General features: G+C 39.8%; 13 protein-coding genes. 10 read left to right on the top strand and 3 right to left on the bottom strand.

Features of this window, described 5'->3' with window-relative positions; genetic code table 11:
* Positions 1-93: 93 nt before the first annotated feature.
* Entirely contained in the window at positions 94-1,269 is a 1,176-nt protein-coding gene (locus HCG49_RS10050) for a trans-sulfuration enzyme family protein (RefSeq protein ID WP_168469403.1), read from the bottom strand.
* 209 nt (positions 1,270-1,478) lie between these two features.
* Positions 1,479-4,652, bottom strand: coding sequence for a cytochrome c biogenesis protein CcsA (gene ccsA / locus HCG49_RS10045; protein WP_168469402.1), 3,174 nt, complete (start codon positions 4,650-4,652; stop codon positions 1,479-1,481).
* 313 nt (positions 4,653-4,965) lie between these two features.
* Between ccsA and HCG49_RS10040 the strand changes: the two genes are divergently transcribed.
* The 7 genes from HCG49_RS10040 to HCG49_RS10010 all read left to right on the top strand — a co-directional run bounded on the left by HCG49_RS10040 (position 4,966) and on the right by HCG49_RS10010 (position 12,779).
* Positions 4,966-5,730 carry a Rossmann-like and DUF2520 domain-containing protein gene (locus tag HCG49_RS10040; RefSeq protein WP_168469401.1) on the top strand — a complete coding sequence of 255 codons (765 nt, stop codon included), beginning with the start codon at positions 4,966-4,968 and terminating at the stop codon, positions 5,728-5,730.
* Complete coding sequence (locus HCG49_RS10035) at positions 5,714-6,241, top strand: KdsC family phosphatase (RefSeq protein WP_168469400.1); 528 nt, start codon at positions 5,714-5,716, stop codon at positions 6,239-6,241. Before HCG49_RS10040 ends, HCG49_RS10035 begins: the two co-directional genes overlap by 17 nt.
* 4 nt (positions 6,242-6,245) lie before the next feature.
* Positions 6,246-6,833: a Maf-like protein gene (locus HCG49_RS10030; protein WP_168469499.1), complete on the top strand. Its 588-nt coding sequence runs from the start codon at positions 6,246-6,248 to the stop codon at positions 6,831-6,833.
* A 34-nt stretch (positions 6,834-6,867) separates the two neighbouring features.
* The gene (locus tag HCG49_RS10025; RefSeq protein WP_168469399.1) at positions 6,868-7,815 is read left to right on the top strand and encodes a septum formation inhibitor Maf; all 948 of its coding nucleotides are present in this window, start codon (positions 6,868-6,870) and stop codon (positions 7,813-7,815) included.
* Between the two features lie 3 nt (positions 7,816-7,818).
* Positions 7,819-8,367, top strand: a complete 549-nt coding sequence (locus tag HCG49_RS10020) for a mechanosensitive ion channel domain-containing protein (protein ID WP_168469398.1) — start codon at positions 7,819-7,821, stop codon at positions 8,365-8,367.
* A gap of 71 nt (positions 8,368-8,438) precedes the next feature.
* Positions 8,439-10,949 carry a PIG-L family deacetylase gene (locus HCG49_RS10015; protein WP_168469397.1) on the top strand — a complete coding sequence of 837 codons (2,511 nt, stop codon included), beginning with the start codon at positions 8,439-8,441 and terminating at the stop codon, positions 10,947-10,949.
* Positions 10,950-11,075: 126 nt separating this feature from the next.
* Entirely contained in the window at positions 11,076-12,779 is a 1,704-nt protein-coding gene (locus HCG49_RS10010; RefSeq protein WP_168469396.1) for a sodium:solute symporter, read from the top strand.
* 446 nt (positions 12,780-13,225) lie between these two features.
* Here HCG49_RS10010 and HCG49_RS10005 read toward each other — a convergent pair whose 3' ends face one another.
* The gene (locus HCG49_RS10005; protein ID WP_168469395.1) at positions 13,226-14,071 is read right to left on the bottom strand and encodes a DUF2911 domain-containing protein; all 846 of its coding nucleotides are present in this window, start codon (positions 14,069-14,071) and stop codon (positions 13,226-13,228) included.
* Positions 14,072-14,318: 247 nt separating this feature from the next.
* Here HCG49_RS10005 and HCG49_RS10000 point away from each other — a divergent pair, with 247 nt between their 5' ends.
* The 3 genes from HCG49_RS10000 to HCG49_RS09990 all read left to right on the top strand — a co-directional run bounded on the left by HCG49_RS10000 (position 14,319) and on the right by HCG49_RS09990 (position 16,923).
* Positions 14,319-14,816, top strand: a complete 498-nt coding sequence (locus HCG49_RS10000) for an SRPBCC family protein (protein ID WP_168469394.1) — start codon at positions 14,319-14,321, stop codon at positions 14,814-14,816.
* Position 14,817: 1 nt separating this feature from the next.
* Entirely contained in the window at positions 14,818-15,510 is a 693-nt protein-coding gene (locus tag HCG49_RS09995) for an SDR family NAD(P)-dependent oxidoreductase (protein WP_168469393.1), read from the top strand.
* 105 nt (positions 15,511-15,615) lie between these two features.
* Entirely contained in the window at positions 15,616-16,923 is a 1,308-nt protein-coding gene (locus HCG49_RS09990) for a cryptochrome/photolyase family protein (protein WP_168469392.1), read from the top strand.
* The last annotated feature ends 16 nt before the right edge of the window (positions 16,924-16,939 follow it).

Genomic DNA, 16,939 nt, shown 5'->3' with positions numbered 1-16,939 from the left:
TGCTTTACAAGCTGATCCTTTTTTTAAGTATTCTGTAGGAGCACTTGGGAGATATTTTATGGCAGCTTTCGCATTCCCGGCACCTTCTAAGGTCTAAGGCAATTTTATCGTTGAATTTGATTTTACATTTTCCAAGGCTTGGTCGATATCTGCCATCAAATCCTGTACTTCTTCGATGCCCACGGAAAACCGTATTAACCCATCGGCTATTCCCTGACGTTTTCTCTCTTCGGCACTCAATAGGGCGTGAGAGGTTTTTGTCGGAGAAAGCATAGTACTCTCTACTCCTGCCAAACTCATCGATGATTTTATAAGCTGTAGGGATTTTTGAAATTCCGAAGCATCGATTCCCTCTTGTAGTTCAAAAGACAGCATTCCGCCAAACCCTTTCATTTGAGCCTTGGCTATTTCATGATCGGGATGAGACGGCAGCCCTGGATAATACACAGTTTTTATATCCTTATGCTGTGCCAAATACGCTGCCATTTGTTGGGCATTTTCATTTTGGGCCCGGACCCTTATGCCCATCGTTTTTATACTTCTTTCTAGGAGCCATACCGTATAATCACTTAAACTACCGCCCAGATTCTTGGCCAAATGAAAGATACGGTGAATATAGTCGTCCGTTGTGGCCACTGCCCCTGCCAATATATCCGAATGCCCTCCCATATACTTCGTTGCACTGTGGAGAACCACATCGATCCCAAAGTCTATAGGGTTTTGGTTCACAGGACTGGCAAAGGTATTATCGATCATGGATATGATATTGTGTTTTTTACACAGAGCAGCTACTGCTTTTAAATCGGTAATGGTCAGTAAGGGATTCGATGGTGTTTCGATATAAACCACCTTTGTATTCTCCTGAATTTTAGCTTCAAAATCTTCCGCCTTCAGACCATCGGTAAAAGAATAGGAAATACCAAATTTCCCAAATTCCTCCGTCACTAAATTGTAGGTGCCCCCGTATAGGGTTTTCTGCAATACCACGTGGTCGCCTGCTTGTAAAAAAGCCAATAAGGAAGTACTAATTGCCGCCATTCCGCTACCAAAAATCAAAGCTGCTTCGGCATGTTCCAATGCTGCAATTTTTTGAGCCAAAGCTACCTGGTTAGGGGTATTAAAATACCGCGGATAACGCTTTACTGCTACCTCTTCAAAGGCATAGGACGTGCTCATATATAATGGCGATACCGCCCCTTTATAAACGGTATCTTCTAATTCACCAAAATGTGTACATATAGTGTTGATTCCTTCTTTTCGTTCTGCCATAACTATGAATGAGATTGATTTTACAATTTAAAATTACAAAAAAAATCATCGGAAATGTTTTTTACACACCCCAGTTATTTGGCCACGACTACGGCCAGTAAGTTTTCAGCCCAACCCTAAGGTTGATCGCAAAAAAATAAAAAAAAATGTCCTAGCGGGTACCGCTAGGACATTTTAGATTTTTTCTTAAAGAAATTGGAAAATAGAACTTATTTAGAATAAAATATTTTATACCTCCAATAGCTCACCGCCCCAAGGACTACTACGCCAAATACTGTATAGTAAATAAAGGTAGGGGTAATCACTTGTGACCCACTAGCATAACTATGCAACCCGACTAAATAGAAATTCACACCAAAATAGGTCATCATAATACTAGCAAAAGCTACAATACTCATGAAATTAAACGTCCAACGGCCTCTTAAACCAGGAACCAATCTGGTATGTATCACAAAGGCATACACCATAATAGAAATCAGGGCCCAAGTTTCCTTAGGATCCCATCCCCAATAGCGGCCCCAACTCTCATTGGCCCATTGTCCTCCCAAGAAGTTTCCTATGGTCAACATCACCAAACCTGTCGTCAAAGACAATTCATTAATGATAGTAAGTTCCTGAATGTTTATAGCCATTCTCTTTTTGTTCTCTTCATTGGTAATCACCATCAAAATTAAACAAACAACCCCTAATATCATCCCTACCGTAAGCGGACCATAGCTACCTACGATCACAGCAACATGGATCATTAACCAATAACTATCCAAAACAGGTTGTAGATTGGCTATAGCAGGATCTACCCAACTCTGATGCGCTATCCATAACAACATAGCGGTCACAAAAGTAGATGCCGCTACGGTCATATTACTCTTGGTTGTGAATAATAATCCCATTCCCAAGGTTGCCCATGACACATATAGTATACTTTCATAAGCATCACTCCAAGGAGCGTGTCCAGAAATATACCATCTCATAATAAGACCTGCCGTGTGAGCTGCAAAAAACACGTATATAATTACTTTTAAAGCGCTTACACTAACACTATATATCTTTCTTTCTTTAATAATTTGGAATACCAATATTGTAAACATCAGAAACCCTACCAAGGCATAATATTTATAAAGCTTGTTAAAAACATCGGCTTTATTATAAAAAATTTCGGCCTTTATCTTGTTTTCCGAAGGCAACACCTCACTACCGTGATTTTCCTGATTCTTTTTAAAAGCAGCCAATAATTTATCGGCTTCCGAATAATCTCCGCTCTTCTTGGCTTTTTGCAAGCTCATTAAGTAGAATGGCACGGAGTTCTTGATAAAGTTACCGTAAAGCGAGTCTTGAACTTCAAATTGTCCGCCACGATATTCAATCGCAGAAATCCATTTATTGTTTTCGTGGTTCAACAGTGGAAATATTTTTATAATCTCACCACTTAACGCCCTGTTCAACAATACCAAACGTCCGTCTATATCTTTAAAATCCTGCTCAAATTTATTAGGATGATTTGTACTATACGCATCCTTTAAATAAGGTGCTAGTTTGTATTGTCCCTTACTATCAAAGAAATCGGTAGCCTTCACATATCGTTTTCCTTCCTCAACGCCAATAATTTTTCTAAGACTATCGTTCTGACCTTTTTTGTCCAAGGCAATAAATTCGGTATTGTACCATACGGCCGGATTCAGCATCATAGAAAGAAATACCTGATCAGAATTGAAATCCATAAACTTATCCTTTAGGCTCAATTTCCTTAAGAGCTCTGAAGAAAAAGTATTTATAGGCTTCATTCTACCCCCTTCATCCTGGATGACCAATTTGGCAAACTCGGCAGCATGTGCCTTGGACGGGGTGATAGCGTGCAACAAAGAATCGATCTCTTGTGCCGTAGGCATGTTGCCATGCTCATGCTCACCTGCAGGTTTTTCCTGCGCCATAACATTTAACCCTAGTCCTAAGGCCAGAACGGCTACTATCTTCGTTCTTTTCTTTTTTAATTTTTCTAAAGATTCTCCTAAATCCTTAAATCTTGTCTTACCAAAAAACATTATTCCCATTAAGCCTGCATACAGTAAAAAATAACCAATATAAGTGATCCATGTTCCCCAAAAATCGTGGTTCACAGAAAGTACAGTCCCTTTTTCATCAGGGTGAAAACTTGCCTGAAAGAAGCGGTACCCCTTATGGTCTAAAATATGGTTCATATAAATATCGTAGTCAAATGGACGCTCGTCCTCAATGGTTACCTTACTCATAAAGGAAGAGTAACTGTTTTCTGTTCCTGGATGTCTTTCCGCAATGAAATCGTTCAATTTAACGCCAAAGGGCAACTGATATACCTTGGAACCATAACTCATATTAAACTTTAATCCGCCTACCTCAAAATTCCCCGAAAAATTGGACGTCCCTCTGGCACCTAATAATTTTTTTCGCACCGTTTCACCATTACTAGTAACATCCAACACCAGTGCATTAAGGTCATTTTCTGTTTTTTCATCTTCAGGAATGGCTACCACACCATAGGAACCTTTTACCATAGGATCTGGAATTACGAATTGCATTCCTGCCATATTATATAAAGAGCGTAATTGTAAGGTTTGCAAGCTATCCTTAGTTACCGTTCCCTGAAATTGGTCGGCCATCCTCATAAAATCCCCTTCGAAGGGCGACGTTATTTGGAACTCCCCGTCCTTACCGATAATATTAATAGCACCTTCCGTCATTTTATTCAGCGCGAAAAGCACATTATGAATACTAGAAACTTGTCCGTTTTCTAAATAGTGATCATGTCTGTCGCCATCCCCGGCTTCGACAATTTTTAAATATTCTTTTCCATTGGCATCTTCTATAAGCCCTTCTTTGGCACCTCCAATAAAGTCTACATAAGAAACCTTAAAGTCTTGACCGTTATAATCAGAATTCCAAGGTAAATTAGATCTTAGTGCTTCGGGCGTTACCAAAATAGCATCTTCCAAAATCTTTCGTCTAGGTTCTCCGTCAATTTCTCCATCAACATAAACCGTCAAAAACGTTTTGTCAGAGTAAAACACATTCTCCGTTTCCCCTTCTCGTATCGGCATTACTCCTTCAAAACTTATATATCTAGTAACAAAGGCTCCTATAATAATCAGGATCCAAGAAAGGTGTAGCAGTAAAACGGCCCATTTCTCTAAACGCAATAATTTATAACGCGCAATATTGCCTATAAAATTAATTACAAAGAACACCATGATAGCTTCGAACCATGTGGTGTTATAAATCCAAATTCTGGCGGTATCTGTGCTATACCAGCTTTCAATAAAGGTTCCAAAGGCCATTGCAGTTGCAAATACTACGTACAATACTGCCATTAAACGGGTAGAAAAGAAAAACTTTTTAAAGAGTTCGGTCATCTTACAAGAAAAAGGTTAAATTTAAAATTGCGAAAATACGTCTTTCTATAGGTTTAAATATCAAATCTTTTGTTAATTGACGAGTATTTTTCACTTTTAATTAAATATGTTACACAAAAACGTCATCCCCAATAATTGACAGGCACACCACAAGAATTAAGCTTTTTGTATTCCTTAAAAACTCACCGCTAAATTCAGCAGAAAAGTATGGGACACCTTCAGTCGGTTGTTGCTACATCTTATTATGAATACCCGAATAAAAAACTTCTTGAAAAGAACCATTGCGTTTTTGATTTAATATTTACTTTTGGGCATGATTTCGATTGTAATTTTAGGCAGCGGTACTGTTGCCGAACATTTGTTGGATACTTTTTTGCAGTATGATGCGATAGTGGTCAAACAACTCATTGGTCGCAGTGAAGCCTCGATATCTTCCTTTACCAATAAAACATTAACCAGTATAGGATATCATGCCATTGAAGAAGCAGACGTATATATTATAGCTGTTAGTGACGATGCTATAGCCGAAGTGGCCAAAAAACTTGCCCATAAACAAGGCCTCGTAGTACACACTTCCGGTAGTGTGCCCATGCAGGCATTGCTCACTAAAAATAGAAGAGGCGTTTTTTACCCCTTACAGACTTTTAGCCCGGGAAAGAAAATAGATTTCAAAAGCGTGCCGCTCTGTATAGAAGCAGAAAACCAAAAAGACCTAAAGTTATTACAACAATTGGCCGCCGTTATCTCGGATAAGGTATTTGAAATTTCTAGTGAACAGCGAAAAAGCATTCATTTGGCAGCAGTTTTCGTCAATAATTTCACCAATCACCTCTTTCACATTGGTCGGGAAGTATGCCAGGAAAATAAAGTGCCGTTTGAGGTGTTGCTGCCCTTAATTAAAGAAACGGTTCAAAAACTAGATCAGTTGTCTCCCTATGATGCCCAAACGGGGCCCGCAAAGCGAAACGATAGCATGACACTAGAAAGACACCAAAATCAACTCGATAAGAAAATTTATAAAGATATTTACAGCTTGTTAAGTAAATCGATTAAAGAAACCTATGGACAAAAGTTATAAAGAACTATTAGAAAATATTACCACCTTCGTATTTGATGTGGACGGAGTTTTTACCGATGGCTCAGTAATGGTTACCTCGGAAGGTGAGTTATTAAGAACGATGAGTGTTAAAGACGGTTATGCCGTAAAGGTCGCAATTCAAAAAGGCTACAATGTTTGTATCATCTCTGGTGGTACCAATGAAGGGGTCAGAGTACGGTTACGTGGCTTGGGCGTTACCGATATCCATATGGGGGCCCATCATAAAATAGATCCTTTTGACGAATACCTGGACATATACAATATAGATCCTAAAAACGTCCTTTATATGGGCGATGATATCCCCGACATTCCCCCTATGGAATTGGCAGGACTACCTACGTGTCCACAAAATGCGGTACCGGAAGTGAAAGGGGTTGCCAAATATATTTCGCACAAGAACGGTGGCGATGGCTGTGTTCGCGATGTTATCGAACAAGTCTTAAAGGTAAGAGGAGATTGGATGGAAAATTTTAGTGCTAAAAACGATTAAAATGATGCTACAGGAAAAACTTGCCGGCTATCAGGTCATCTTAGCTTCTGGTTCCCCAAGAAGGCAACAGTTTTTTAGGGAATTGGGCATTGATTTTTGGGTTCAGGCCAAACCGGTAGACGAAGTATACCCCTTAGAATTACAGGGAGCACAAATATCGGATTATTTGTCGGAACTAAAAGCAGCCGCCTTTGACGACAGCTTAGAGGAAATGGATATCCTAGTGACCTCCGACACCGTGGTATGGCACCAAAACAAATCCTTGGCAAAACCTGCCAATGAGCAAGAGGCTTTTCAAATGCTAAAAACCTTGTCCAATGACTGGCACGAGGTGATTACATCGGTATGTTTTACGACCCTTAAAAAACAAGAAACCGTCAACCATACCACCAAGGTAAAATTTAAGGAACTCAGTGAGGATGAAATCTGGTATTACATAAAAAACTACAAGCCATTTGACAAAGCCGGAGGCTATGGAATACAAGAGTGGATAGGACTGATCGGTATTGAGGAAATCCAAGGTTCCTACGCCAATGTAGTAGGTTTACCGACCCATTTGGTGTACAAAACGTTAATGCGCATGGTGGGGTAAATTATTTTAAATATTTTTATGGAAACCATACTTCATGAAAATATTTAAAATAGCTCAAGTGATACCATTGTTGGTCTTTTCTGTTTTGCTGACTTCCTGTAATCAAACCTCTAAAAAAGAGGATAAAAATATAGAAGCAACGGCCAAAAGAGAAAAGGCCCCTACCAAGCCCATCGCCCAACGCTCTGAAGAGTTTAAAAAGTACTGGTATGGCGGTACGGCAGAAATCACCTCCTATACGCTAGAACAAGCCCGCTACGGAGAAATAAGGGAAGGAAGCGCCGTCCTTGTTTATGTAACCGAACCCTTTTTTGCCGATCAACAAGTGAAGGCCGATGAGCACCACCCCGATAATATTCCAGTATTAAAACTCAATAGCACCAAAAACTTCCTAACCGGCATTTACCCCTACTCTGTCATGAATAGCAGTTTTTATCCGGTTTCCGACCAACAACACGCCATAAAATTATCGACCACAGTACAGGAATGGTGTGGCCATGTGTATGTACAATTAAATAATAGGGAGCATTTTGATGTGGCGTCTTTCTCTTATTTTGCTTCCGAAGGGGATCAAAAAATACAGTTGGCGAAAACTCATTTGGAAAATGAAATCTGGAATAAAATACGGATCGACCCCAACAACTTGCCCCTGGGAACAATCACCATGATTCCATCTATGGAATACCTGCGTTTTTCACATCAGGAATTAAAAGCCTACGAAGCTACCGCCTCCATAAATGACGATATTGGCCAAAAAACCTATACCTTACACTATCCCAAACTCGAAAGAACATTGCGCATTACCTTCAATACCGCCTTCCCGTATTATATTGAAGGCTGGACAGAAAGCTACAAAAGCGGCTTCGGCCCTAATGCTCAAATACTTACCTCCAAGGCTTCAAAAATTAAAACTTTAAACCGTGCATATTGGAAAGAAAATCAAAATAGGCATGTATTTTTGCGTGATAGTTTAGGATTATAATTTATGGAAACATTTTTGATTAACTACGACGAGCAAATCTTAGGGACCCTCATTTTAGTTGTAATATTACTTGTTCTAAAGTTTTTAGGAGCAAAAGCAATTAAAAAAGTCGGAAAACTAAGTGATATCCACGAGGTGAGAACCAGGCTTATTATTAAATTTTCTAATATTACCATTACTTTTGTCGGTATTGTAGCCCTCACCTTCATTTGGGGTGTGGATTTCCAAAAATTAGGGTTGATTTTTTCCTCGGTCTTTGCCGTTATTGGTGTGGCCCTATTTGCCCAATGGTCAATTCTAAGTAATATCACCTCGGGTATTATCTTATTCTTTTCCTTTCCTTTTAAAATTGGCGACCGGATTAAAATAATGGACAAGGAAATAGATCTCAACGATGAAATTTTCTTTATAGACGATATTCGTGGTTTTCATGTTCATCTTCGAAGAACCAATGGAGAACTGATGACCTATCCCAATAACCTAATGTTACAAAAAGCAGTAGTATTAATTCAGACTTATGAGGATTCAAAAGACAGTACTGATGATTTATAAGCATTTAGCGTTGTTTTAAATAACTATCATTTATATCTTTCTATTTTTTTCACATCTTTTAAATAAACGATATGCGCACTTTTTTGGCTTCAATTATAGGACTACTTTTTTTTCATAACGCTCTTATCTCTCAAGCCCCTATAAAAAGTAGCGCTACCGATATATACCATTCCCTACAGAAATTAAATTTTTTAGGTACCGCCTTATACATTGCCGCCCACCCCGACGATGAAAACACTCGGTTAATTTCCTATCTTTCAAACGAAGTCAAGGCTCAAACGGGCTACTTATCCTTAACCCGTGGCGATGGCGGGCAGAATTTGATAGGTCCAGAATTACGAGAGTTATTGGGGACCCTAAGGACACAGGAATTATTGGCGGCAAGAAGGATCGACGGGGGAGAACAGTTCTTTACCAGAGCCAATGATTTTGGCTATTCAAAACATCCTAATGAAACTTTAAAAATATGGGATAAGGAAGCTGTTTTAAATGACGTCGTATGGATTATACGGAATTTTAAACCAGATGTCATTATCAATAGATTCGATCATAGAAGCCCGGGATCTACCCATGGCCATCATACCTCATCGGCCATGTTAAGTGTCGAAGCTTTTGATTTGGCCAACGATCCATCCGTATTCCCCAACCAATTAGAGTCTACAGAAGTATGGCAGCCCAAACGACTGTTTTTTAATACCTCTTGGTGGTTTTACGGCAGCGAAGATAAATTTTTAAAAGCCAATAAATCCAATATGCTTTCGTTAGACGTAGGGGTCTATTATCCCTTAAAAGGCCTATCGAATAACGAAATTGCCGCATTGGCCAGTAGCCAACACCTATGCCAAGGCTTCGGTAGACTAAGTAACAGGGGTAGTGAAAAGGAATATCTAGAATTATTAAAAGGCAATACTCCCAAGGACCCTACCAATGTATTCGAGGGAATAGACACTAGTTGGTCTCGTGTAGAAGGCGGTGAGGCCGTAGGTAAAATTTTGTACGCCTTGGAAAAGGAATTCGATTTTACCAATCCCGCCAAACACTTACCGGCCTTATTGAAAGCCCATAAGGCCATACAACAACTGAAAGACGCCTATTGGAGATCCTTAAAAACAAAAGCCTTAGAAAATATCATCCTAGACATAAACGGCTTGTACCTAGAGGCCTCAGCCACAGCCCCTCATATGTATCCTGGCGGTAACCTCCCTATTAATATCGAAGTGCTCAATAGAAGCAGCAATGCCATAACGCTAAAATCGGTCTCCATTGCAAATGGGCAGGAAGAACATAAAAACATCGTCTTAAAAGAAAACGATAAGGAATCTTTTCAGATGAATTTGGACATTCCAAAAAACACGCCTTATACCACGCCTTATTGGTTGATCGAAAAAGGAAGTATTGGCATGTATACCGTGAAGGATCAAGAATTGATTGGCAGACCAGAATCACCTGCGGCTTTTGAAGTTACTTTTGAATTGACACTGAACGGTTACCCAATGCGTATTAAAAAACCCGTAGTGTACCGGTATTCCAAACCCGATAAAGGAGAATTATACCAAGACTTCGTTGTGTTGCCTAAAGCTTCGGCCAGTATTAAGGATAAAGTCCTAATTTTCCCAAATGATCAGCCAAAACTTATTCCCATTACTATAAGGGCACATAAAGACAACCTAAAGGGCGAAATTCAACTCCATTATGGCAAAGGCTGGGAAGTAGATAAAGAAGTGCAATTTTTTAATATTGAAAAGAAGGGCGATCAAACAACTATTAGCTTTCAATTGTCCCCTCCTACCGAAGAAGACGAGAGCTATGTTTCTCCAATAATTAAAGTCAACGGGGAAGAGATCTCCAAGGAGTTGATAGAAATTTCTTATGACCATATTCCCAAGCAAACGGTGCTTCTTCCGACTGAAACCAAAGTGGTCAGAATAAACATTGATAAGGCTGGTGAACATATCGGGTATATTGTAGGGGCTGGAGATGATATTCCAGAAAGCTTGGAACAAATAGGATATAAGGTTCATAAAATTGACCCCATGACCATCAAAAGCGGAACCTTATCCCAATTCGATGCTGTCGTTGTTGGGATCAGGGCGTATAATGTGAATGCCGATCTAAAATTTAAACAACCTTTTTTAATGGATTATGTAAAAGAAGGCGGTAATCTCATAATTCAATACAATACGGTCGACAGAAGTGGTAAAGGCATGGAGAACTTGGCCCCCTACCCTCTTTCCTTGTCACGTGATAGAGTGACGGAAGAAAACTCTGCCGTAGAAATACTTGCTAAAAACCATCCGGTGGTGACCACTCCCAATATAATTACTGCGAAGGACTTTGACGGATGGGTCCAAGAAAGAGGCCTGTATTTTCCCGACCAATGGTCCAAGGAATTTACCCCTATTCTATCCATGCACGACCAAGGAGAAGAAGCCTTAAAAGGCAGCCTTTTAGTAGCGCCATATGGTAAAGGGTATTATATGTATACCGGCTTAAGTTTCTTTAGAGAATTACCTGCCGGGGTCCCAGGTGCCTTTAAGCTATTTGCGAATATGCTTTCCCTTGATAAAAGAGAAAAACAATAATAAAAAACCATAAATACTTCCCTATGCTCAATAAGTTTGAATGGAAAAAAGAATATACCTTGGTTATTGCCATGAATATAATTTACATCGTTGTTTTTTATTTTATAATGACCGGAAATTCATAATATGGCAAGTTTAGATTGGATTATACTTTGCGGAACCCTGCTTTTTATTGTTGCTTTTGGCGTTTGGAAGACTAAAGGAAGTAAAGATGTTAAAGATTATGTTTTAGGAGGAAGCGATGCTAAATGGGGCACTATAGGCTTGTCTGTTATGGCTACCCAGGCCAGTGCAATTACCTTTTTATCTACCCCAGGGCAAGCGTTTCATGACGGAATGGGCTTTGTTCAATTCTATTTTGGACTGCCCATAGCCATGATTATCATTTCCATCGTATTTGTTCCCATCTACCATAGGCTCAAAGTATATACGGCCTACGAATTTTTGGAAAATCGATTCGATGTAAAGACAAGAACCCTCGCAGCCCTGCTCTTTTTAATCCAACGCGGACTCTCGGCCGGGATAACCATTTTTGCCCCCTCTATTATTTTATCGGCAGTATTGGGATGGGATTTAAAGACCCTTAATATCATTATAGGTATTTTAGTTATTATCTATACGGTATCTGGAGGAACGAAAGCGGTGAGCGTTACCCAAAAGCAACAGATGTTTGTGATCATGTGCGGAATGTTCATGGCCTTCTTTTTTATCATGAAGTACCTACCAGATGATATCACCTTTAACAAAGCCCTTAAAATTGCTGGTGCCAGTGATAAATTAAACATCTTGGATTTTAGTTTTAATACCACTAGCCGCTATACTTTTTGGAGTGGAATTACCGGTGGACTATTCCTAGCCTTGGCCTATTTTGGCACCGATCAGAGCCAGGTACAACGTTATCTGTCCGGGAAAACAGTACGCGAAAGTCAGCTTGGACTTATTTTTAACGGCCTATTAAAAATCCCCATGCAGTTTTTCATTCTATTGGTAGGGGTTATGGTCTTTGTATTTTTCCAGTACAACCATTCGCCATTAAATTTCAATCCGGCCGCTACCAATGCTATTACCAATTCTCCTTACGCCAAGGAATACCAACTCCTAGAAGATGAGCACTTACGTTTGGAAGCCGAAAAAAGAATGGCTCAGAACAAATTTTCTACTGCCCTAGACCTTAAAGAATACGGGGCCACGGAAGAAGCCAAAAAGAAAATCGTCCATATCAATAAAATAGAACGTACGAATAGGGAATCGGCAAAAGCACTGATCAAAAAAGCCGATGAGACGGTAGAAACCAATGACAAGGACTATGTTTTTATCCATTTTATATTAAACTATCTCCCTAAAGGGCTCATTGGTTTATTGTTGGCGGTAATTCTATCGGCAGCCATGTCCTCTACGGCATCGGAATTAAATGCATTGGGTACTATTACCGCCTTAGACCTTTATCAGCGCAATACCAAGGGCGCCTTAACCCAAACGCATTACGTAAAAGTGTCGAAAATCTTTACCTTATTGTGGGGAATAATAGCCATTATGATCGCCAATATTGCCAACCTTTTTGACAACCTAATACAATTGGTCAATATCATCGGTTCTATCTTTTATGGCAATGTCCTTGGCATTTTCCTAATCGCCTTCTTCTTTAAATTTATAAAAGGCAATGCGGTATTTGTAGCTGCCCTGATCACCCAAGTAATTATTATTTGGGGATTTAGCGATGACTGGATGTCTTATTTATGGTTAAATGCCTTTGGCTGTGGCCTTGTTATTTCTATAGCAACTATTCTTGAAGGATTTAATCGATTAAGATCAACCACTTCTACCCCATAATAGTATCGGGATTATGGTTCTTAAATAGCATAAGGGATTGTAGAATTATGTAATTAGTTCAGTGTTAATTTTAATTCTGATGGCTTTTTAGCGTATTGTTTTGGGCGTTCCCCCCTTCGGTGGGCGGGCCCTTGGCTATATCCCTTGCTCCGCTGCGGGGATGCCGCCGCGGTCCCTAACGCAGAGAACGGCCATAATATAACAACCCAGGAATATCCCTATCGGTTACCAAGGCAAATAGAGAATTTGGAAATAAGGAGATTAAACAATGTAACATGAATCTAATATACCATTAAGATAAAACAATCTAGCATTGTACTAGGTCCTAAGTAATAAGACGCCTTCGAAGAAGCTCCATCTAATTGATAAATCTTTGAGTAAATACAATGATTACCATAAAAAAAGCTCGCCGTTTTGGCGAGCTTTATAATTTTGAAAGTATCCTTTTACTTGGCCCCCCACTCTTTCAGGGAATCTTTATTCATCTTAATATAATCGTCATTCCCGGCGGCTTGCGCAGCAGCCAAAGATTCTTTTGCAGCAGCGATAGCGCCTTTTTTATCACCAGCTTTGGCATAGATCAAAGATTTTTGCCTTAATTGCCAAAAAGCAGGCTTAGGAGTCATACTCATAGCCTTATCCATCCATTCTTTGGCCTTGTTAATGTCCTTACCGGCATTCATATAATATATAGCTGCCGCATAATAATCTCCAGCACCTGGTCCTGCCATGGCTTTTTCTATGCCTTTCATAACCGCCTTGTCAGTTGGCACCTCAAACTTTACACCAACATAGGTATTTTCCCAAAGCATCCCCAAAGTCGCCGAAGTATCCGAAAGATCGTCAATAGAAATGGTAAAAGTCTCTATGGGCATTTCCATGGTGTGTACGGCAGCAGTAGTCTTAGCCGCTACTTTACTTTCATCCCATTGTGCTGGGGTTCCTCCCCCGTCGGTATCGGTATAAAAATAGACATCCCAAGAAGTTGCTGTAGGTTTGGTAAAAATAGCGTAAGAACCCGCAGTAAGTTCCTGCCCATCTATCATTACATTCTCGCTAAAACTAATGGTAGTCCTTGCATTGGCACCCGTACGCCAAATTTTGTCAAAAGGGACCAAGTCTCCAAATATAGTTCTCCCACGCATAGAAGGCCTAGAGTATTCTACCGTAACTTCGGTTAATCCAACAGTCTGACTCAACTTGGCAGCCGGACTTGGTTGTGGTGTCATTATCTGGGCCTGCATCCCGGCAGAAGCTAATACAGATACGACCAAAAGTGCTAATTTTTTCATTTTTCCTAAGATTTTTAAGATTTTCACTAATTTACGAATTAAAAAGATACCTCTTATCGCAATAATTAAACATCCATCCTTTAATTTATTTTCATAAATTAAAGCGATACAGCTAGCTATGATCCGATGTCATAATAATAAGATACTAGCACGGGTTTAGTATCCAAGCCTGAGTACTTAATTAAGTTTTGTTTATTCTTTTTTATTTATTGTTAAACAAAATAATTATATTTGTGTAAATGCAGCTATGAAATTATATCAACTTCACGCCAAACAATCACTTCCCATTTCCACTGAGGAGGCTTGGGAGTTTTTGTCCAAACCTGAAAATCTTAAAATAATAACCCCACCACATATGGGGTTCCATATTCTCTCTGGAAACGGCAAAAAAATGTATCCCGGGCAGATTATCCAGTATAAAGTTTCTCCTTTTAAAGGATATACGACTAAATGGGTAACAGAAATAACCCATGTCAAGGAAGGAGAATACTTTGTAGACGAACAGCGTTTTGGGCCTTACTCCCTGTGGCACCATAAGCATTTTATACGTCCTATTTCGGAAGGGGTAGCATTGGAAGATATCATCGACTATAAAGTTCCCTTCGGAATCTTGGGCCAACTTGTCCACCCGATTATTGTTAAAAAACAACTTCAGCAAATATTTAGCTATAGAGAACAAAAACTTACCGAGCTATTTGGAAGCATTACAGGAAAACCAACGGAATTTCACTTAAAATCGTTCTGACATGAAGAAAAACATACTAATGATTGGCGGTTCTAAAGGGATCGGACTTGCTATTGCGAAACAATTATCACAGGAGCATACCCTTTACATCGCCTCAAGGGACCTGGGAGATTTAGATGAATTAAGGGTTCATCATATCCCTTTCGATGTTACCAAGGACGACCTAGCCCCTACTCTCCTTCCCGATGAATTACATGGGTTTGTATATTTACCAGGGAGCATTAGCTTAAAGCCTTTTAAAATGTTAGACACCGATACCTTTTATAAGGATATGGAGCTTAATTTTTTCGGCTTGGTAAAGGTTATTAAGAACATCATCCACAAAATGGCCGAAGGAGCTAGTATGGTATTTTTTAGCAGTGTTGCCGTAAAAATAGGGATGCCCTTTCATACCAGTGTTGCCGCTTCCAAAGGGGCTATTGAAGGTTTTGCCAAATCCTTAGCCGCAGAATATGCCCCAAAAATACGGGTTAATGTCATTGCGCCTTCTCTAACAGACACCCCATTAGCTTCCCGATTATTGAGCAATGATAAAAAACGTGAACTGATGGCCAATCGCCATCCCTTAAAGAAAATTGGATCTCCCTTGGATATGGCCAATATTGCAGTATTCCTATTGAGCGATGAGAACGCATGGATGAGCGGGCAAGTTATTGGTGTCGACGGAGGCCTATCGACCTTAAATGTTACCTAATCAAATACGTGCCTATTCTTTAAGATTCTTTATCTTAATCAGAAACCAACCACCCACAATAATAACCCTGCCTTGCTCCCTTGCAAGGACTCACTAAACTTAGACATGCAAAAAAAAGTTTCTATTTTTTGGTTCAGACGGGACCTACGCCTAGACGATAATACTGGTTTTCTTGCTGCTTTAAAAGCAGGAGTGCCGGTATTACCTATTTTTATATTTGACCAAGAAATTATAGAACAACTCCCTAAAGACGATGCTCGGGTAAGCTTTATATATAGTTCCCTTCAAAAAATGCAGCGGCAACTTCAGCAGCAAAATGCTTCATTAGCCACTTATTACGGAACCCCTACAGCCGTGTTTCAACAACTTTTAGAAGATTATGAGCTTCAACAAGTATTTGTTAATGGGGATTATGAGCCCTACGCGAGAAAGAGAGACAAAGAGATCTGTACCCTGCTGCAAGCACATCGCGTTCCCTTTAACACTTACAAGGATCAGGTAGTATTTGAAAAGTCGGAAGTTGTAAAAAAAGACGGCAACCCTTATTTGGTATATACTCCCTATAAAAATCGCTGGAAACAAAAATTCAATCTAGAAAAAGACCTCATGCTCCAGGACAGCCTTAAGCATCTGGGAAATATGTTAAAAAACACAGCCCTGCCCTTTCTTTCCCTTTCGGATATGGGCTTTTCCGTTTCCCCCATTCAGGTTCCCGATTACGATTTGAGTCCACCACTAATCCAAAATTACGAGGCTAGGCGAAATTACCCTTCTATAGAGCACGGCACCTCCAGACTAGGGCCACATATACGCTTTGGAACCGTATCGATACGTACAGTGGTAAAAAAAGCCATTGCGGAACAAAACGAGGTATTTTGGAACGAACTTATTTGGCGCGAATTTTTTATGCAGGTCCTCTGGCATTTTCCCCATACCGTTCATAAATCCTTTAAGCCAAAATACGATCGCATTGTATGGCGGAACCAGGAAGGGGAATTTGAAAAATGGAAAAACGGAGTTACGGGTTATGCCTTGGTAGATGCCGGAATGCGAGAGTTGAATGCCACAGGCTATATGCACAATAGGGTACGTATGTTGGTAGCAAGTTTTTTATGCAAACATTTACTGATCGATTGGCGTTGGGGAGAAGCCTATTTTGCAGAAAAATTGTTGGATTATGACTTGAGTGCCAACGTGGGAAATTGGCAATGGGCCGCCGGTTGTGGTGTAGATGCCGCCCCTTACTTTCGGATATTTAATCCCATGACCCAAATAGAAAAGTTCGATAAACAAAGGGATTATATAAAGAAATGGGTTCCGGAATGGCAAGAACATACCTATCCCCAAAAAATGGTAGATCATAAAGAAGCCCGCGAACGCTGCTTAAAAGTGTACAAAGCGGCACTGACATAAGTTTTTTTAGTAACTT

The organism is Arenibacter sp. 6A1, from assembly GCF_012272855.1.
Classification (GTDB): domain Bacteria; phylum Bacteroidota; class Bacteroidia; order Flavobacteriales; family Flavobacteriaceae; genus Arenibacter.
The sequence above is the reverse complement of the archived record's forward strand: the minus strand, read 5'-3'. Positions and strand labels throughout refer to the sequence as shown.